The sequence below is a fragment of the Sphingobacterium allocomposti genome, assembly GCF_008124885.1.
GTDB lineage: Bacteria > Bacteroidota > Bacteroidia > Sphingobacteriales > Sphingobacteriaceae > Sphingobacterium > Sphingobacterium allocomposti.
The window spans coordinates 195,615-214,017 of record NZ_VNHX01000002.1; the positions used below are offsets into that span (position 1 = coordinate 195,615).

An 18,403-nucleotide genomic window follows, 5' to 3' on the forward strand; every position below is an offset into this window, starting at 1 on the left:
GGATTTGACAAACAGGCTAATCCAATAGCTGCACCGCGCTGACTTCCCTTGGTTCTCCCGTAAACCGACACCAGGACGGCGGCACTTGCTATAGAATTTTTGAGCTCATAATAAAAATAGACGGACGCCGGTTAATAGTTTCGTACATCGAGTCCCCAAAGTAACTTTTCGCGAAGTGTACTGAAAAAGCTGTCAGACGCCAGGCGGATGAGGTGGATCCGGAATGGAGCCCTTCGGACACGTAGCTTTGTGCTGATATCCAGCGTTTCACTTTTAGAGTCACAGCTGAGGATGTATTTCTCCGTCCGGCTTTCTATTTCCAGCTCCAGTTCGCTGTCGGCGGAAATTATAATCGGCCGCACGTTCAGGTTGTGTGGCGATATCGGGGTAATAACGAAGTTGCCGCTGCCAGGCATGATAATTGGCCCCCCGCAGCTTAGGGAGTACGCCGTTGAGCCCGTCGGTGTGGCGATAATAACGCCATCGGCCCAATAGGAATTTAGCAGTTCGCCGTTTAAAACGGCGTTTATAGTGATCATTGATGAGGTGTCGTGCCGGAAGACGGTGATATCATTTAATGCAAAGTTTTCCGTTCCGAAGATTGTTTTATTGCTTCCGCTGACCTCCAGCAGATCGCGCGCCTGCAGCGTATAGTTTCCTGCAAAGATGTCATCCAATGCCTGAATCATTTTCGATTTGGAGATGGAGGCAAGAAACCCCAGTCTTCCAAAGTTGATGCCGGCTATCGGTATGCCGGAGTCCCGCACCTGCGAAACGGCAGACAGCATCGTTCCGTCGCCTCCTAGGCTTAGCAGAAACATAATATCGCCGGGCAGGTCCTTATGATTATGGTATAAAAGAAAGGTCTCGGGACACGCAAACTGCTGTCTTAAGAACTCGTAAAAATCTGCGTGGATATAGATTAATATATCCTTTTCTTTCAGATAGGCAAACAGCTGCTCCACGTAGGGAACGACCGATGAGTTGAAAGCCCGTCCATAAATGGCAATGGAATTTTTCTGCATGGGAAAAGGGTTTGACAAACTTATGCAAAGATGCTAAAAAAAAACGGCATGAGCACCTATCTGCCGGCTTTGCTACGCACGGCAGGTTTAGTGCCTTCATAACGAGAGGTGGCTACAGATTCAAGTAGTTCATCAGGATATCATAACGTTCTTTGATATCCGAATCCTGACTGCCGTCGTTAAAGGTGGCTTTGACGACATAGTCAAACCGCCAAAGTGAAGCGACAAGCGTGGAGATATTTTGTTTATCGACCTTGATGGTCATCTCAATCTTGGTCGTATTGGGGATGTCCCTGACGGCGGCGTTTAAAATACGGATATTCTCTGATTCGAAAATATGAGCGATATGGGAGAACGACACATCATTCTTCCCCAATTCTAGTACAATGATTGCACCGGGCTCCTTGTTGCTTAACGTTTCATTGACAGACGACAGCAGATCGCCGAGGGTGACCACGCCAACATAGTTGTTTTCCTTGTCCAAAATCGGGAGTACTTCCAGCTGGTGGGCGCTCATGTACTGTAAAGCGTCGTATACATGTTGATATTCGTATAAGTACACAAAGCGGAGGGAAACCATTAAGCTGTGCAGCTCATGCGTATCATCATGAGCCGCAAGAAGGTGATCCTCCGCGATGACGCCGAGGAAATCTCTTCCGTTAACCACCGGTAGCTGCGAGGTGTGAAGCTCATTCATTTTGTCTAACGTGAAGCTAATGCTGTCATCCGATTTCACGTCGAAATAGTTTTTTGCCAGTATTTCACCTATATACATGATGAGCGCTTTTTTTAATATTAAACATGGAAAAAAACAAAACGTTCTGTGTTTTCACATGTAATATACTAATTTAAAAATAATCGTTGATACCGGGGCAAATTTCATGTAAATAACTTTTTACATCGTGGAGTGCCCATTTTGGAAGGGCTCAAAGGGAATTTGACGGGATTGCCGCAAAAAAAGAAACGCAAAAGAATAATTAGATGAATTTTAAACGGCCTCTAATATATATTTTCGTTAATTTTACGGCATTATTTATCGAAATACAATAGTGTAACACCACCAATGAGCGAAGAGATAGCGCAAGAGAAGTTTATCCAGGTACGTGAAGTTATTCGAAAAAAGAGCCCCGGTTTGGCGAAATGGATTCCAAGGCCGTTAGTCAGCTATTTGGAGCGGGTAATCCATGAAGATGAGATTAACTACATTATGACGAAGTTCCGCGATCTTTATGGGCTGGACTTCGTGAACGCTTTGATCGAAGAGCTGGGCGTGAAGGTGGTGCTGGAAGGGACGGAAAATATCCCGTTGGAGGAGAGTGTAATCTTTGCGTCCAACCATCCGCTGGGCGGGCTGGACGGCATTGCGATTATGCAGGCAATCGGCAGATACCGCCGTGACGTCAAGTTTCTGGTCAACGATATTCTGATGAATATCCGTAATCTGGAGCCCCTCTTTATTCCGGTAAACAAAATCGGCAACCAGGCGAAAAGTGGAATTGTAGCTATTGATCAGGCATATGCTACAGATAATGCCCTGCTGATCTTTCCTGCAGGGTTGGTATCGCGGAAAATCGACGGGCGCATTGCCGACCTGGAATGGAAGAAAAGTTTTATCTCAAAAGCAAAAAAATATAAAAGAGACGTCATACCGGTCTACATCGATGGCAAAAATTCCGATTTTTTCTATAATTTAGCTAGACTAAGACAAAAGATCGGAATAAAGGCCAATTTGGAAATGCTGTATTTACCGGACGAAATGTTTTCGCAGCGAAATCAGACAGTCACAATCCGGGTGGGCGAACGTATCCCGTACGGTTATTTTGACAAAACCAAAAGCGAACGTGCGTGGGCACACGAAGTGAGAGAGCGAGTTTACAGAATGGGGGACAAAAAATAGTATATGCAAGAAATTATTGCTCCAGTAGAGAGAGAATTAATAAAGGCTGAGTTAACGAAAGAAGCCTTCATACGATATACCAACAACGGGAATAATGAAGTTTATCTCGTGAACTATCATACGGCTCCCCATATCATGCGTGAAATCGGGAGACTTCGGGAGCTTACCTTCCGGGGGGCAGGGGGAGGAACGGGGCTGCCGTTGGATATCGATGAGAATGACACCTGCGAACATAATTACGACCAGCTGATCGCGTGGAATCCCGAAGAGGAGGAAATCATCGCCGGGTACCGCGTTATCAAGTGTAAAGATGCCATAGATGCCGAGGGCAATGTGCATCTATCGACTGCACATTACTTCCAATTCTCCGAGAAGTTTAAGACGGATTATCTGCCCTATACATTAGAATTGGGACGCTCGTGGGTGCAGCCGCGTTTTCAGCCGGCGATCGACAACAGAAAGGGACTATTTTCTTTAGATAATCTGTGGGATGGACTGGGAGCCCTGGTGGTCATTAATCCGGATATTAAGTACCTGTTTGGAAAGGTAACCATGTATCCCCATTATAACGCAACAGCCCGGGATCTTCTGATTTACTTCATGGAGTATTATTTTCCGGATAGGGAGAAGCTGGTCCTGCCTTTTAATGAACTGAATGTAGGATACAAAACCGATATCACGCCTTTTTTTGGGATTTTTGACGGCCTGGAATATAAAGAAGGCTATAAAGTGTTAAATACCAAAGTCCGTGAACTCGGAGAGAATATTCCTCCATTGATCAATACCTATATGAACCTATCGCCAACGATGCGCACATTTGGTACGGCAATGAACGACGAATTTGGCGAAGTGGAGGAAACGGGTATTATGATTACGCTGGAAGATATCTACCCCGCCAAGAAAGAACGGCATATGATTACCTATGAGCGGGACAAATATTACGGAAAACGCGAGCGGAAGTAAGGTTTGCGTATTGAGATGGGAGACATGTTCTGAGGTCTCTTATCTCATATCGACTACCGCCCTTTTCTTAACATTTCAATGTGTGGAATATCGTCTTCCAGATACATATCGCTGACGCGCTCAAATCCGAGGCTTTCATAAAACCGTTGCAGGTAAAGCTGTGCGCTGATCCTTATCGGGGTGTTGGGATATTTTAGGTTCCAGTACTGTATGGCCCGCTGCATGAGCTCTTTTCCCAATCCATATTTTCTGAAATTGGTGTCGACAACTACGCGGCCTATGGATAGGTCCTCGTAGGAGATTCCTGCAGGAAGTAAACGCGCGTAAGCTACTATACGATCCTGATGCTGGCCAAACAGGTGGAAGGCCTGCAGGTCTTTATTGTCGCATTCGGGATATAGACAGTTCTGTTCCAGCATAAATACGTCGATACGAAGCCGCAGGATCTGATAAAGATCCAACGCGGTGAGGTCGTTAAACGCTTTTACAGTCCACTGTATATTCATTTACAGGCGGTTCAGCAGCTCTTTCACAATTTCCGATAGGGTTCGGCCATCCGCCTGCCCCGCTAATTTCTGGTTTGCGGCCCCCATCACCTTACCCATGTCTTTGGCGCTTGTAGCGCCGACTTCGGCAATGATCTTTTCCACGATTGATGTAATGGCTTCCCGATCAAGCTGCTGCGGTAAATATTCCTCGATGACTTTTTGCTCTTCCGTTTCTATAGCATAGAGGTCTTCCCGGTTTTGCGCTTTATATATTTCGGCGGACTCCTTCCGTTGTTTCACCAGTTTTTGCAGCACCTTTGTCTCTGCCTCTTCCGAAAGATCATCTACATGGTTCTTCTCTGTCTTCGCTAATAAGATGGCCGCTTTTATGGCGCGTAGTCCGCGCAGCCGGACATTATCTTTAGCGATCATCGCTGCTTTTATATCTTGATTGATTCTTTGTTCTAATGACATCGTTCGTATGTTAAATTTGGTATATTATTCTTCTTATCCGGTTTATCTGCAGGCTTAATCCGGCAGATCTCTTTTGATAATTGTCCCGGTGGCTTGTGCTGTTGGCATGACCAGCAGGTCGTTGATGTTGACATGAGCGGGGCGCGACAGCACGAAGGAAATGATTTCGGCGATATCCTGTCCGCTGAGTGGTGTGATCCCTTTATATACGGCCTTTGCGCGTTCCTTATCTCCTTTGAAGCGGACTTCCGAAAACTCAGTTTCTACCATCCCGGGGTCAACAGACGTAACTTTAATGCCTTTTGTCAGCAAATCGATGCGCATCGCCTGGGTCAGCGCATCTACGGCATGTTTCGTCGCGCAATATACGTTGCCGTTGGGGTAAACTTCTTTTCCCGCGATTGACCCTAAATTCACAATATGGGGAGCGGGACTGTTTTCCATAAGCGGAACAGCATATTTGGTAACGTATAGGAGGCCTTTTACATTGGTATCTATCATGCGGTCCCAGTCGCCTGTGCTGCCTTCATGAATGGGGTCCAGCCCCTGGCTCAGTCCCGCATTGTTGATCAGGATATCGACGTCCCGCCATTCTACCGGCAGGTTGGCAAATGTGTTTTCAACCTGCTCCCGGTCACGGACATCCAGTTCAAAGCAAAAGACATCACACGAAGGAAAAAGCTCCTGTATTTCCGACTGTATTTCATGCAGACGCTGTAGTCTGCGCGCACATAATAAAAGCCTGTAACGTGATTCTGAAGCAAGTACTTTAGCACACGCCTCGCCGATCCCCGAACTTGCTCCTGTTATAAGTACTGTTCTCATCATTGAATGCTTTAAGGTCGCTGTATATATTTATTTTTTTAGTCTATTTGATACACTCATAAATGGTACAAAAGCCAAATGTCTGCGGACGGACATGGGTCGTCTGAAAGCCGGCCTTCTTGGTAATAGCCGCAAAACGTTCGCCATCGGGAAAGTTTGCAACAGACTCCGGCAGATAAGAATAGGCACTGGCGTCTTTCGATATCAGCCTGCCGAGAGCGGGCGTCAGTTTATGGAAATAGAAATGATAAAACTGCTTAATCGGGAAAGCCGTGGGATTGGAAAGCTCTAAAATGACAGCTTTGCCGCCGGGACGTAGGACGCGGCAGATATCGGAAAGGCCTTGCTCTAAATTTTCGAAGTTCCGCACGCCGAAAGCGACGGTGACGGCATCAAATGTATTATCGTCGAACTTCAGGCTTTCGGAGTCGCCCAATTGCACTTCGAAACGACCCTGCAGCCCCTTTTTTTCGATTTTCTCGCGGGCGATATCGAGCATTCCTGACGAAATATCCACCCCAATGATTTTCTCGGGATTCAACAGCTTTAACGACTCGATGGCGAAATCGCCTGTTCCGGTCGCTACATCCAAGATGAGTCGGGGGCGAAGGCTTTCTAACGATCGTATCGCTTTTTTACGCCAGATGGTATCTATCCCCATGGTCATCATCCGGTTCAGCACGTCGTAGGTCTTTGAAATGTTGTTGAACATTTCCGCGACCTGTTCCTTCTTTCCTCCTTCTTTTGACTTGTAGGGTTTTATCGTTGAGCTGTCATTTGCCATGTCGCAAAGATACGATATTGACCGTCACCAAAAAAATGAATGATACTGAATAAATTGATACGGAATGGGATAACTGTTTGGCTTAGAAAGAATAGCAGCCATGGAGTCGGATTTTTGCTTGATCTAAACGGTAGGCACCAACGTTTTTAACATGTCCTGAAGTTATCCACATTGGCTTAACCGTTTGTGAGTGAGTGTACTTTTTGTGTTTTTAACACGTTATACACAATAGATGTGTATAAGTTAGGTGTTCTTTTTCAGGGTATTCGGAGCGGTTACGCACGGTTGTTCACGCAACCGAAAAAGGGTGTTTACAACTTATTCAATCGTTCATGTTTATTTTTTATATTTTTGTTACCCCGTTACGAGCACGGTCAATAGATAAGACTTAAAGATTAAACAGAACAACCTTTTTTGGAATGGCGACAGATAACGAATTTTCTAACAACATGGGCGGCAAATCCAATTTTGCAAAGAAGCGTACAAGTCTTAATAATCTTATCGGAGGACTGGGGAAGCTTCCTCCGCAGGCATTGGATTTGGAAGAGGCGGTGTTAGGGGCGCTTATGCTTGAAAAAAATGCATTAAGCGAAGTTATAGACATTCTCAAGCCAGAGTCTTTTTACAAGGAGGCACATCAGAAAATCTACGAGGCTATCTTCAGTTTGTTCCAGCAGACGTCGCCCATCGATCTATTGACGGTGACGGCTGAGCTGCGTAAAATGGGAGCGCTGGAAATGGTTGGAGGGGCCTATTACATCACGCAGTTGACAGACCGCGTTGTGTCTGCGGCGAATATTGAATATCACGCGCGGATAATTTCACAAAAATATATACAGCGCGAGCTGATTAAGGTGTCTACCGAGATTATCAATAGCTCGTACGACGAGACGGCCGATATCTTCGACCTGTTGGATCACGCCGAGAAATCGTTGTTTGATATCGCACAGAACAACCTGCGTCGTGATTCGCGCAAAATGGATGATATCATGCGGGAAGCAATTTCCAATCTGGAGATGCTGCGTGATAGAACAGACGGCCTCACCGGAATCCCTTCGGGCCTAACGGCGTTGGATCGTATGACATCAGGATGGCAGCCGTCGGATCTGGTGATTATTGCGGCACGTCCGGCTATGGGAAAGACAGCGTTCGTCTTATCGGTAGCCCGGAATGCTGCGGTAGATCATCAGCGTGCTGTAGCCGTCTTCTCGCTGGAGATGTCGTCGGTGCAGCTGGTGAATCGTCTGATAGCCGGCGAAACCGAAATAGAACAGGAAAAGCTGAAAAAAGGAAATCTGGCTGACCATGAATGGCAGCAGCTACACTCGCGTATTGGACGGCTCACGGAGGCGCCGATCATCATTGACGATACGCCTGCCTTAAACGTGTTTGAGTTTCGGGCAAAATGCCGGCGTCTGAAAGCGCAGCACGATATACAGATGGTTATCGTCGATTACCTCCAGCTGATGCATGGTAAATCAGAGGGCAAAGGCGGAGGGAACCGTGAACAGGAAATCGGTAGTATCTCCCGTGCCTTGAAATCGGTCGCGAAAGAGTTGAATATTCCGGTGTTGGCACTTTCACAGTTAAGCCGCGCGGTTGAATCGCGCCCCGGAAATAGCAAGCGGCCGATGCTGTCGGATTTGCGGGAGTCGGGATCCATCGAGCAGGATGCGGATATGGTTCTTTTCCTGTACCGTCCTGAGTATTACGGATTGACCGAAGATGAAGAAGGGCGCCCTACAGCCGGGGTCGGAGAAGTGATTATTGCGAAACACCGTAACGGTGAAACAGGTATCGTGCCGCTGAAATTCGTCGGTAAATTTGTTAAGTTCGTGGATCTGGAAGAAGATTTTGGCGGTGCTGGCGGAGATTCTTTCGGTACGCCGGATAGCTTTGGATCGGCCCTTGGTCCGTCGGATGCTTTTAGCAATTTCGGTGGCAACTTCGACACAGGAGGAATAACCATGCCGTCGCGCATGAATGATATGCCGGACGACGCGCCTTTTTAGGCGTTGTAAGGTGCAGGTATATAGGTGGCAAGGGCAGCGTTCGTCTCCCGATCGCTGTAGTTAGCAGATAGATGTCGTACAGGCCTGTGCCTAGGCATGCTGCTCAGGGCTGATATGATTTTTCCTTTCGTTGATACAGGCACTAGATAGGTTCATGTTGCCGTCAGTATAATGATTTATGCTGGAGAGTGGATTATTTTTCTTAATTTTACCGCTACTTTTTAGCAGGACTTTCATAAAATTCAGGAGAAAGATTTGGATTATTTAGCAGGATTAAATCCTTCCCAACGTGGAGCGGTAGAGCAGACCGAAGGACCGGTAATGATCGTGGCCGGAGCGGGCTCTGGAAAAACACGCGTTATCACATATCGTGTTGCCCATTTGATTCGAAAAGGCGTAGATCCTTTTAATATTTTGGTGCTTACGTTTACAAACAAGGCAGCTAAGGAAATGCGCGAACGTATTATGAGTGTCGTAGGGCAGGAAGCAAAAAACATCTGGATGGGAACTTTTCACTCCGTGTTTGCACGTATACTGCGTGTGGAGGCTGAGCTTCTCGGCTATCCCAGAAATTTTACCATCTACGATACCGACGATACGAAAAGCTTAATCCGTGCGATCATTAAGGAGATGAATCTGGACGATAAGCTGTACAACGCCAACCACGTCTACGGCCGTATTTCATCGGCAAAGAACAATTTGATTTCTCCACAGGAGTATAATAAAAACGAGGCCATTATGGCTGAGGACATTGCGAACGGGCGAGGCCAGTTAGGGCAGATATATATGACCTATGCACAACGCTGCTATCGGGCGGGCGCCATGGATTTTGACGACCTGCTGTTTAAAACAAATGTACTGCTAAATAAGCACCCTGAGGTACTGCATAAATATCAGCACCAGTTTAAATACCTCATGGTGGATGAGTATCAGGATACCAACTTTTCCCAGTACCTTATCGTTAAGCGTCTTGCTGCGGTCAATGAGAATATCTGTGTCGTAGGTGATGACGCGCAGAGTATTTATGCCTTCCGCGGTGCGAATATTCAGAATATTTTAAATTTCCAGAAGGACTATCCTGATGTCCGTATATTTAAGCTCGAGCAGAACTATCGCTCCACGAAGATGATCGTAAACGCGGCCAATAGTGTAATCGCGAAGAATCAAAATCAGCTGGAGAAGAATGTGTTTTCCGAGAACGAAGACGGAGAGAAAATCAAGGTAACGCGCGCGTTCTCTGATAATGAGGAGGGTAAGATTGTCGCGGAGGCGATCGCACAGGAACGGGCGCTCAAAGGACTAAAATATAAAGATTTTGCCATTCTGTACCGGACGAATGCGCAGTCTCGCGCCATGGAAGAAGCATTGCGGAAGATAAATATTCCGTATAAGCTTTACGGGGGCACGTCATTCTACCAACGGAAAGAGATCAAGGATCTTATAGCCTATTTCAGGCTTACATTCAATCCGAACGATGAAGAGGCATTAAAGCGTGTAATAAATTATCCGCGAAGGGGCATAGGCGACACCACGCTGGAAAAAATATTGGTGGCTGCAGACAAGCAGCAATACCGGCTTTGGGATGTGGTGGTTAATGCCCCCATGTTTTTAGATGGCCGGAGTGCGGGGGCTGTCGGGAATTTCGGACTGATGATACAGAGTTTTCAGGCAGTTGCCAAGACAAACTCCGCGTTCGATACAGCCATGCATATTGCACAGCACTCGGGGATTCTGAAAGATTTGTACGAGGACAAGTCTGTAGAAGGTTTGAGCCGGTATGAAAACATTCAGGAACTTCTCAACGGAATAAAGGAATTTTCGGAGCGTGAAGATATTGCGGAAAAAGGCTTGGACGTGTTTATGCAGGACATCGCCCTGTTGACGAACGACGACAACGACAAGGACCCCAATGCGGATACGGTATCTCTGATGACTATCCACTCGTCCAAGGGGCTGGAGTTTCCCGTGGTGTTTATCGTCGGACTCGAAGAGAATTTGTTTCCTTCCCAGCTATCGTTGAACTCGCGTTCAGAATTGGAAGAGGAACGACGGCTATTTTACGTTGCCGTAACGCGGGCAGAAAAAAAGCTTCATCTCTCTTACGCCACCTCGCGGTACCGTTGGGGTACGCTGAACAACTGCGAGCCTAGCCGTTTTCTTGATGAGCTGAACCCAGCCTGCCTGGAACTCGACTTCCAGCCGCGTAGCAGCGCTGGGGGGGCAGAGAGCTTTCAGTCTGAGCGTGTAGTATGGAAGCAGCGGGAAGCCGACACGTTTTCAAAGCCAAAACCCAAAGTGGTCAAAACGACATCGATTCTGCCGAAGGCACATGTGCCGACCCCGGGTTTTGCTCCGTCGGACACATCCGGATTGCAGGTCGGCATGGAAGTTGAGCACGAACGTTTCGGATTCGGTAAAGTGATTAATCTGGAAGGAAACAAGCCGGATATTAAGGCAACTATTTTTTTCAAAGAGTTGGGGCAGAAACAATTGTTGCTTAAATTTGCAAAACTTAGAATAGTACAATAGATATAAAAGGTAAAAACCGCGCTGAAATAACATCGTTTTCAGCGTAAAACTACAGGATATGGATTTCGATTACAACAGTACCCGCCCAAAGCTCATTTTAGCTGAATATGGAAGAAACGTGCAAAATATGGTTGACTATATCTGCTCGCTTCCAACGAAAGAAGAAAGAAACCGATATGCTCAGGTAGTTATCGATATGATGGGGGTCTTAAACCCACATTTGCGGGACGTCTCTGACTTTAAGCATAAGTTATGGGACCATTTGCATATCATCTCCGATTTCAAGATAGACGTTGATTCTCCTTACCCTGTTCCGAGCCGTGATGCTATACACCAAAAACCGGAACTCCTCAATTATCCGCAGCACCCTATCCGGTATAAGCACTACGGATACACCGTAGAACGCATGATTGAAAAGGCTTTAGGGATGTCGCAACCTGAACATAGGCAGCGCATGGCTTTGGCTATTGCTAATTTCATGAAAATGGCATACGTCACATGGAATAAGGACAGTGTACAGGATGAGCACATAATCCAGGATCTTGCAGAATTGTCGAAAGGACAGTTGACTTTGTCGGCCGATACTGTGTTAACGAAGCTGGAGTTCAAAACACCTCCTCCGGGAAGCCGTACCAAAAGTGCCAGCACCGTGAATAACAACCAGAAGAGCAACAACAACGGAGGTGCAAAAAAAATGCAGAGTGTTCAAAAGAAAAGCAACGGCCAGAAAAAGAAAAAAAAATAGTTTTATAGAAGCTGTAAGCCGAAGGGCAATTGCATAGCGGACCTCGTTATCCAATTGCTCTTTTTGTTGCGCCGCCTATCTGAAACACGAGTGATAATAAATAGTTGAATAATCCATAGATCTCTAAAAGACGAACCGGGTGAAGCGGGCTCATTTATTCCAATGATGCGTGCACCCAATAAATAATCATTTATATATGAATGCATTCGAAATAATCGGGGGGAAAAAATTGTCAGGGGAAATCGTCCCACAAGGTGCAAAGAACGAGGCTTTGCAAATTCTCTCGGCAGTGCTGCTAACGGAAGAGAAGATGACCATTAGCAATATTCCGGATATCAAGGACGTAAACAAGCTGATCGACCTTTTGGCGGCGCTAGGTGTATCGGTTAACCGGATAAATAAAGATACTTACGAATTCGAAGCTAAGGATATCAACATAGCGTATTTTCAGTCGGAAGAGTTTAAGCAAAAAGGAGGAGGGCTCCGCGGATCAATTATGATTGTGGGGCCGCTGCTGGCCCGTTTCGGTAAGGCCGCGATTCCAAAACCGGGAGGCGATAAAATCGGTCGCCGGCGTCTGGATACGCATTTTCTCGGGTTCGAAAAGCTGGGTGCTAAGTTTGTATATGATGCCGATAATCATTTTTTTAACGTCGACGCTTCTGAGCTTAAGGGCGCCTATATACTGCTGGACGAGGCTTCCGTTACAGGAACAGCGAATGTAGTGATGGCAGCTGTCTTGGCTAAGGGGACCACGACCATCTATAACGCGGCCTGCGAGCCCTATCTGCAACAGCTGTGTAAAATGCTGAACCGTATGGGGGCCAAGATATCCGGAATCGGCTCTAACCTGCTGACGATAGAAGGGGTGGACAAGCTGGGGGGGACTACGCACCGTATGTTGCCCGATATGATCGAAATAGGTTCTTTTATCGGTCTGGCAGCAATGACCGGCTCCGAACTGACGATAAAAAACGTCTGTTTTACGGAACTGGGTATCATTCCGACCGTGTTTTCCAAGTTGGGAATTAAATTTGAATTACGGGGGGACGATATCTTTATCCCGTCGCAGGAGGGCTACGAGATAGACACATTTATCGATGGTTCGATACTGACTGTTTCTGATGCTCCATGGCCCGGGTTTACGCCGGATCTCCTGAGTATCGTATTGGTTACGGCAATTCAGGCCAAAGGAAATGTGCTTATCCACCAAAAGATGTTTGAGAGCCGCCTGTTTTTCGTCGATAAACTAATCGATATGGGCGCGCAGATCATCCTTTGCGACCCCCATAGAGCTACCGTGATAGGGCTGAACAAGCAGACGAAATTACGTGGAATTGAGATGACGTCTCCAGATATCCGTGCAGGCGTTTCATTGCTTATTGCTGCCCTTTCGGCACACGGAAAATCGGTCATCTATAACATTGAGCAGATTGAGCGGGGGTACCAGGATATCGAAGAACGTCTGAAAGCACTTGGTGCAGATATCAGACGTATTGATGCCCAGCCTTCTCATTAATATAAATCGGGTAGTTCAGGGGTTGTTGCCCAGCAGTCTCTGAACTACCGTCCTGTGATGAAGGTTTTTTATAGCCAATAGCCAACAGGTTGTAAAGTCGTTGATTTGTAAAGTTGTGGAGGTCTTCTCCAACTTGTTTAGCTAATAGCCATCAGCCAATAAGTTGTAAAAGTCGTTGATTTGTAAAGTCGTGGAGGTTGTCTAACTCATCTAGCCAACAGCTCGTAGCCAATGTCCAATAGCCAACAAGTTGTAAAGTCGTTGATTCGTAAAGTCGCGGTGGTTCTTTAACTCAACTAGCCAATAGCCAATATACAATAGTCGACAAATTGTAAAGCCGTGGAGGTCTTCTCTAACTTGTTTAGCCAATAGCTAATAGCCATCATTCAACAGTTCTTATTGATTTTCTGTAGTAATTCGGAGTATGTGTCGGTATTTTGATTGTTGTTCTGTTTGTTTTGTGGTTTGTGCCTTTGTTTTGGGGTGTTTTTTTATTTTTTTATATTAATTTAATGTGTTATGTTAAATTTTTTTAAAAAAAATATTGATTTCTTGTTGGTATTGTATATAATTGTATCGGAAAACAATATAATAATATGTCAACGTCGCAAAAAAAATCATTATTTCCGTTTTTTATCATGGTGATCATTGTGATTGCCGCGTTTTTTAACCCTTCTTTGCCTAAAAACACGTCGGAGCATGTGTATGATGGTGCAGATGTTGCGTGGATGCTTGCTTCAACCGCGCTCGTTTTAATTATGACGCCGGGATTGGCATACTTCTACGGCGGGATGGTCAAGAAAAAGAACGTGATCTCGACAATGCTGCAAAGCTTTATCTGTATGGCCGTCGTGGCGGTTTTGTGGGTCGTTTTCGGCTTTAGTCTGGTGTTTGGCGATACAGTCGGCGGGATAGTCGGAAACCCGACGACCTTTTTTATGTTCAAGGACGTCTTGGACCATGAACCCTGGGGTGGAGCGCCGACAATTCCCTTCGCACTATTTGCCATGTACCAGCTGAAATTTGCGATCATTACACCGGCGTTGATAACAGGTGCATTTGCCGAGCGCATCCGGTTTACCTCGTACATCCTTTTTATCTGTTTATTCTTTATTTTTATATATGCTCCATTGGCGCATGCTACGTGGCATCCGGACGGTATCCTGTTTAAAATGGGAGTTCTGGATTTTGCCGGAGGAACCGTCGTCCACATGTCGGCAGGGTTAACGGCCTTGGCTTCGGCGATATATCTGAAACAGGGTAAGAGCTGTAAGGAACATACACCTGCGCGTATCACCTATGTGTTACTCGGTACCGGTCTGTTGTGGTTCGGCTGGTTTGGATTTAACGCAGGATCTGCTTTCGGTGCGTCGGCACTGGCCGCTACAGCGTTGGCGACGACGACAGCTGCGTCTGGTGCGGCGGCCGTCATGTATATTTTGTTTGACGCTGCCCGTGGGACGAAGCCATCGGCCATGGGAACATGCATAGGAGTGGTCGTAGGTCTTGTAGCGATAACGCCTGCTGCTGGATTTGTAACCGTACCGCACTCTATCGTTATCGGAGCTGTTGCAGCAATTATCAGCCGTCTGTTAATCGATTGGCGGACAAAATCGAATATCGATGACACATTAGACGTATTTCCAAGCCACGGGGTCGGGGGGATGGTTGGCATGATCCTAACGGGAGTGTTTGCTCATTCGGCCATCAATAGTGCCGTGGAAACAAACGGCTTGTATTATGGCGAAACCGGATTGTTCACTGCCCATCTTATAGGGCTTCTCGGTGCTACCGTATTCATCCTGGTTTTAGCCTTCGTGTTACTAAAGGTCGCCGATCTGATCACACCGTTGCGAGTGAGCGAACAAGAAGAAGAAGAAGGTCTGGATCTGTCGCAGCACGGCGAAAGACTATAAAGACCCGATATGTTCATCCTGAGCCTGTCGAAGGATAGACATGTCGTGATTCAGCGGAGCCGGTACGGAGCCCGCCGACGTAGTCACTATGACATGAATCCCTTGTATCTGAATGATGTGCAACGGGTTATAAAGATATCATTTTACTAACTAAACCAAATTTTGAATTGCCCCGCGTGCCGTCCTGCACGCGGGGATTTTTTATGTCGGCTGTCATATACGGAGTTGAACAGTGCATCGGCGGCGATCGAGGAGGGATGCCCTAACAGGAAGACTGCAAACCGTAATCCGGATCTCCGGGGTTTTTATTTACTAAATAATCCGCCATTATCTGCTTTAAAAAAATTATATTTGCCAATTAGATTTATTGGATAAAAACCTGTATGAAGCATATACGTAATTTCTGTATTATCGCGCATATTGACCATGGGAAGAGCACCTTGGCCGACCGTTTGTTGGAATATACGAATACTATTTCCCAGCGGGAAGCGCAGGCGCAGTTATTGGATAATATGGATTTGGAACGTGAGCGCGGCATTACGATTAAGTCGCACGCTATCCAAATGGAATATACCAAAGATGGCCAGCAATATATATTAAATTTGATCGATACGCCCGGACACGTAGACTTTTCGTATGAGGTCTCGCGTTCGATAGCGGCCTGCGAGGGGGCTTTGCTCATCGTGGATGCTTCGCAGGGAATCCAGGCACAGACGATTTCAAATCTCTACCTGGCATTGGAGCATGATCTGGAGATCATCCCTATTTTGAATAAAATGGATCTTCCCGGGGCGATGCCCGAGGAGGTTAAAGATCAGATTATCGATCTGATCGGCGGGAAGCGGGAAGACATTATTCCTGCATCGGGAAAAACCGGGATGGGTGTGCCCGATATCTTGCAAGCTATTATCGAACGGATTCCTGCACCCGTGGGGGACCCCCAAGCTCCTCTGCAGGCATTGATCTTCGACTCGGTATTTAACTCCTTCCGCGGAATTATGGCCTATTTCAAGGTGGAGAACGGCGAGATCAGAAAAGGCGACCGGGTGAAGTTTGTCGCTACCGGAAAGGAGTACATTGCCGACGAAATTGGTACCTTAAAATTAAATCAGGTGCCGAAGGATATGATCAGAACGGGTGACGTCGGTTATATCATTTCCGGTATCAAGGAAGCGCGGGAAGTGAAGGTGGGCGATACCATTACGCACCGTGACCGTCCGTGTGCGCAGGCCATTCAGGGATTCGAAGAGGTAAAACCGATGGTCTTCGCGGGGATTTATCCTGTTGATACCGAAGATTTCGAAGAGCTAAGGGAATCCATGCACAGGCTGCAGCTGAATGATGCTTCGCTGGTTTTTGAACCGGAGTCGTCCGCAGCCCTGGGCTTTGGTTTCCGCTGTGGTTTCCTCGGAATGCTACATATGGAGATTATCCAGGAGCGCCTGGAGCGCGAGTTTAATATGACGGTCATCACCACGGTACCGAACGTGTCTTACCGCGCCTTCCTGACGAAAGACAAAGAGGAAATCACTGTCCATAACCCCTCTGATCTACCCGATCCGAGTAAGCTGGACTTTATTGAGGAACCCTACATCAAAGCAAACATTATTACCAAGTCCGACTTTGTCGGGCCTGTCATGTCGCTGTGTATACAGAAGCGCGGTACTATTGTTAATCAATCCTACCTTACGGCAGATCGCGTGGAGCTGACTTTCGAGATGCCTATGGGAGAAATCGTCTTCGACTTCTACGATAAGCTGAAAACCATCTCCAAAGGTTACGCTTCTTTTGATTACCATCAGGTAGGGTACCGTAAATCGGATCTGGTAAAGCTGGATATCCGTTTGAATGATGAGCCGGTCGATGCTTTGTCTTCGTTAATACACCGAAGCAATGCCTATGAGTTTGGAAAGAAGATCTGTGAAAAACTAAAGGAACTTCTTCCGCGGCAGCAGTTTGAGATACGGATTCAGGCATCGATCGGAGCCAAAATCATTGCGCGGGAAACGATTTCTGCACTTCGGAAAGATGTAACGGCCAAATGTTACGGTGGGGACATCTCCCGTAAACGTAAGCTGCTCGAGAAGCAAAAGAAAGGGAAAAAGCGTATGCGTCAGGTCGGTAATGTGGAGATTCCGCAATCGGCATTTATGGCGGTACTTAAATTGGATTAATTATTTAATGGTCAGTGAATAGTAAACCGTTGACCGTGTCTGGTACTTTGCGGCGAGCTGCCCACCATACCATTCACCGGCAACTAATTACGGGACAACTGAGCACTGTCACAACTGTAATACGATGAATTTATTAGACGGAAAGCTGGTATCAGCAAAGATCAAAGAAGATATTAAACAAGAAGCGGCTTCCTTTACTGCGCAAGCCGGTCGTAAACCCCACCTTGTGGCTATTCTGGTGGGTAATGACGGCGGAAGCGAGACCTACGTAGCCAGTAAGATGCGCAACTGCGAGCTGGTGGGGTTTGAATCGACCAATATCCGGTACGATGTGGATATTACGGAAGCTGAGTTGCTCGCCAAGATCGGCGAAATTAACGAGGACCCCACAATCGACGGGTTAATTGTGCAGTTGCCCCTTCCGAAGCATATCGATCCGGATAAGGTGACCGAGGCAATCGATTACCGTAAAGACGTGGATGGCTTTCACCCGATTAATTTGGGACGGATGCAACGTAACCTCCCTTGTTTCATTCCTGCGACGCCTTATGGTATCATGTTAATGTTGGAGCATTATGGAATCGAAACTTCAGGTAAGAAGGCTGTCGTTGTCGGCCGTAGCAACATTGTTGGTTCACCGATGAGTATTTTACTGGCGAGAAACAGTACTCCCGGTAACTGCACTGTTACTTTAACGCACAGCCGTACGGCAAACCTGAAGGAGGAGATCTTAGCCGGAGATATTGTGGTGGCCGCAATAGGCCGCAAGAATTTCGTTACCGCGGATATGGTAAAGGAAGGTGCCGTCGTGATTGACGTTGGTATAAACCGTGAAGAATCGGCCGAAACAAAATCCGGCTTTAAGCTTTATGGAGACGTCGACTTTGAAGGTGTTTCTAAAAAGGCGTCATGGATTACGCCGGTTCCGGGAGGGGTCGGTCTAATGACGATCGTCGGACTGCTCAAAAATACATTGGAAGCAGCGAAGGGTACTATATATCCCAAGTAGAAGAATAATTATGTTTTTTGGTACAATAATTGTTTGATGAAGA

15 protein-coding genes are annotated in these 18,403 nt (G+C 46.7%); 9 read left to right on the forward strand and 6 right to left on the reverse strand.

The features are described 5' to 3' along the window. Nucleotides 1–131: 131 nt before the first annotated feature. Nucleotides 132–1,025: an NAD kinase gene (locus BC792_RS02465; protein ID WP_148907402.1), complete on the reverse strand. Its 894-nt coding sequence runs from the start codon at nucleotides 1,023–1,025 to the stop codon at nucleotides 132–134. A 112-nt stretch (nucleotides 1,026–1,137) separates the two neighbouring features. Then, nucleotides 1,138–1,800, reverse strand: a complete 663-nt coding sequence (locus BC792_RS02470; RefSeq protein ID WP_148907403.1) for a CBS domain-containing protein — start codon at nucleotides 1,798–1,800, stop codon at nucleotides 1,138–1,140. A 288-nt stretch (nucleotides 1,801–2,088) separates the two neighbouring features. Between BC792_RS02470 and glsA the strand changes: the two genes are divergently transcribed. After that, nucleotides 2,089–2,922, forward strand: a complete 834-nt coding sequence (glsA, locus tag BC792_RS02475) for a lyso-glycine lipid O-acyltransferase GlsA (protein WP_148907404.1) — start codon at nucleotides 2,089–2,091, stop codon at nucleotides 2,920–2,922. Between the two features lie 3 nt (nucleotides 2,923–2,925). Then, on the forward strand, nucleotides 2,926–3,885 hold the full coding sequence (glsB, locus tag BC792_RS02480; protein WP_148907405.1) for a glycine N(alpha)-acyltransferase GlsB: 960 nt from the start codon (nucleotides 2,926–2,928) through the stop codon (nucleotides 3,883–3,885). A 53-nt stretch (nucleotides 3,886–3,938) separates the two neighbouring features. Here glsB and BC792_RS02485 read toward each other — a convergent pair whose 3' ends face one another. From BC792_RS02485 to ubiE, 4 genes are read right to left on the reverse strand one after another with little or no spacing between them, the layout of a single operon-like run. Beyond that, entirely contained in the window at nucleotides 3,939–4,391 is a 453-nt protein-coding gene (locus BC792_RS02485) for a GNAT family N-acetyltransferase (RefSeq protein ID WP_211357451.1), read from the reverse strand. Further along, complete coding sequence (locus BC792_RS02490; RefSeq protein WP_148907406.1) at nucleotides 4,392–4,847, reverse strand: GatB/YqeY domain-containing protein; 456 nt, start codon at nucleotides 4,845–4,847, stop codon at nucleotides 4,392–4,394. A gap of 54 nt (nucleotides 4,848–4,901) precedes the next feature. Then, complete coding sequence (locus BC792_RS02495) at nucleotides 4,902–5,675, reverse strand: SDR family oxidoreductase (protein WP_148907407.1); 774 nt, start codon at nucleotides 5,673–5,675, stop codon at nucleotides 4,902–4,904. A gap of 40 nt (nucleotides 5,676–5,715) precedes the next feature. Beyond that, entirely contained in the window at nucleotides 5,716–6,456 is a 741-nt protein-coding gene (ubiE, locus tag BC792_RS02500) for a bifunctional demethylmenaquinone methyltransferase/2-methoxy-6-polyprenyl-1,4-benzoquinol methylase UbiE (RefSeq protein WP_148907408.1), read from the reverse strand. 419 nt (nucleotides 6,457–6,875) lie between these two features. Between ubiE and dnaB the strand changes: the two genes are divergently transcribed. The 7 genes from dnaB to BC792_RS02535 all read left to right on the forward strand — a co-directional run bounded on the left by dnaB (nucleotide 6,876) and on the right by BC792_RS02535 (nucleotide 18,360). Then, nucleotides 6,876–8,468: a replicative DNA helicase gene (dnaB, locus tag BC792_RS02505; protein WP_148907409.1), complete on the forward strand. Its 1,593-nt coding sequence runs from the start codon at nucleotides 6,876–6,878 to the stop codon at nucleotides 8,466–8,468. A gap of 255 nt (nucleotides 8,469–8,723) precedes the next feature. After that, nucleotides 8,724–10,997, forward strand: a complete 2,274-nt coding sequence (locus tag BC792_RS02510) for an ATP-dependent helicase (protein WP_148907410.1) — start codon at nucleotides 8,724–8,726, stop codon at nucleotides 10,995–10,997. A gap of 58 nt (nucleotides 10,998–11,055) precedes the next feature. Continuing rightward, nucleotides 11,056–11,742 (forward strand): DUF4290 domain-containing protein, encoded by a 687-nt coding sequence (locus tag BC792_RS02515; RefSeq protein WP_148907411.1) that lies wholly within the window; start codon nucleotides 11,056–11,058, stop codon nucleotides 11,740–11,742. Between the two features lie 196 nt (nucleotides 11,743–11,938). Further along, a complete protein-coding gene (gene murA / locus BC792_RS02520) occupies nucleotides 11,939–13,261 on the forward strand; it encodes a UDP-N-acetylglucosamine 1-carboxyvinyltransferase (RefSeq protein WP_148907412.1) in 1,323 nt (440 codons plus the stop codon). Between the two features lie 596 nt (nucleotides 13,262–13,857). Further along, entirely contained in the window at nucleotides 13,858–15,177 is a 1,320-nt protein-coding gene (locus BC792_RS02525) for an ammonium transporter (protein ID WP_148907413.1), read from the forward strand. Nucleotides 15,178–15,560: 383 nt separating this feature from the next. After that, nucleotides 15,561–17,351, forward strand: a complete 1,791-nt coding sequence (gene lepA, locus BC792_RS02530) for a translation elongation factor 4 (protein WP_148907414.1) — start codon at nucleotides 15,561–15,563, stop codon at nucleotides 17,349–17,351. 124 nt (nucleotides 17,352–17,475) lie between these two features. After that, a complete protein-coding gene (locus tag BC792_RS02535) occupies nucleotides 17,476–18,360 on the forward strand; it encodes a bifunctional 5,10-methylenetetrahydrofolate dehydrogenase/5,10-methenyltetrahydrofolate cyclohydrolase (protein WP_148907415.1) in 885 nt (294 codons plus the stop codon). Nucleotides 18,361–18,403: the final 43 nt, after the last annotated feature.

Bases quoted from the DNA above. Each gene is read 5' to 3' on its own strand.
- BC792_RS02465 (WP_148907402.1), bottom strand. From the start codon at position 1,025: ATGCAGAAAAATTCCATTGCCATTTATGGACGGGCTTTCAACTCATCG.
- BC792_RS02470 (WP_148907403.1), bottom strand. From the start codon at position 1,800: ATGTATATAGGTGAAATACTGGCAAAAAACTATTTCGACGTGAAATCG.
- glsA (WP_148907404.1), top strand. From the start codon at position 2,089: ATGAGCGAAGAGATAGCGCAAGAGAAGTTTATCCAGGTACGTGAAGTT.
- glsB (WP_148907405.1), top strand. From the start codon at position 2,926: ATGCAAGAAATTATTGCTCCAGTAGAGAGAGAATTAATAAAGGCTGAG.
- BC792_RS02485 (WP_211357451.1), bottom strand. From the start codon at position 4,391: ATGAATATACAGTGGACTGTAAAAGCGTTTAACGACCTCACCGCGTTG.
- BC792_RS02490 (WP_148907406.1), bottom strand. From the start codon at position 4,847: ATGTCATTAGAACAAAGAATCAATCAAGATATAAAAGCAGCGATGATC.
- BC792_RS02495 (WP_148907407.1), bottom strand. From the start codon at position 5,675: ATGATGAGAACAGTACTTATAACAGGAGCAAGTTCGGGGATCGGCGAG.
- ubiE (WP_148907408.1), bottom strand. From the start codon at position 6,456: ATGGCAAATGACAGCTCAACGATAAAACCCTACAAGTCAAAAGAAGGA.
- dnaB (WP_148907409.1), top strand. From the start codon at position 6,876: ATGGCGACAGATAACGAATTTTCTAACAACATGGGCGGCAAATCCAAT.
- BC792_RS02515 (WP_148907411.1), top strand. From the start codon at position 11,056: ATGGATTTCGATTACAACAGTACCCGCCCAAAGCTCATTTTAGCTGAA.
- murA (WP_148907412.1), top strand. From the start codon at position 11,939: ATGAATGCATTCGAAATAATCGGGGGGAAAAAATTGTCAGGGGAAATC.
- BC792_RS02525 (WP_148907413.1), top strand. From the start codon at position 13,858: ATGTCAACGTCGCAAAAAAAATCATTATTTCCGTTTTTTATCATGGTG.
- lepA (WP_148907414.1), top strand. From the start codon at position 15,561: ATGAAGCATATACGTAATTTCTGTATTATCGCGCATATTGACCATGGG.
- BC792_RS02535 (WP_148907415.1), top strand. From the start codon at position 17,476: ATGAATTTATTAGACGGAAAGCTGGTATCAGCAAAGATCAAAGAAGAT.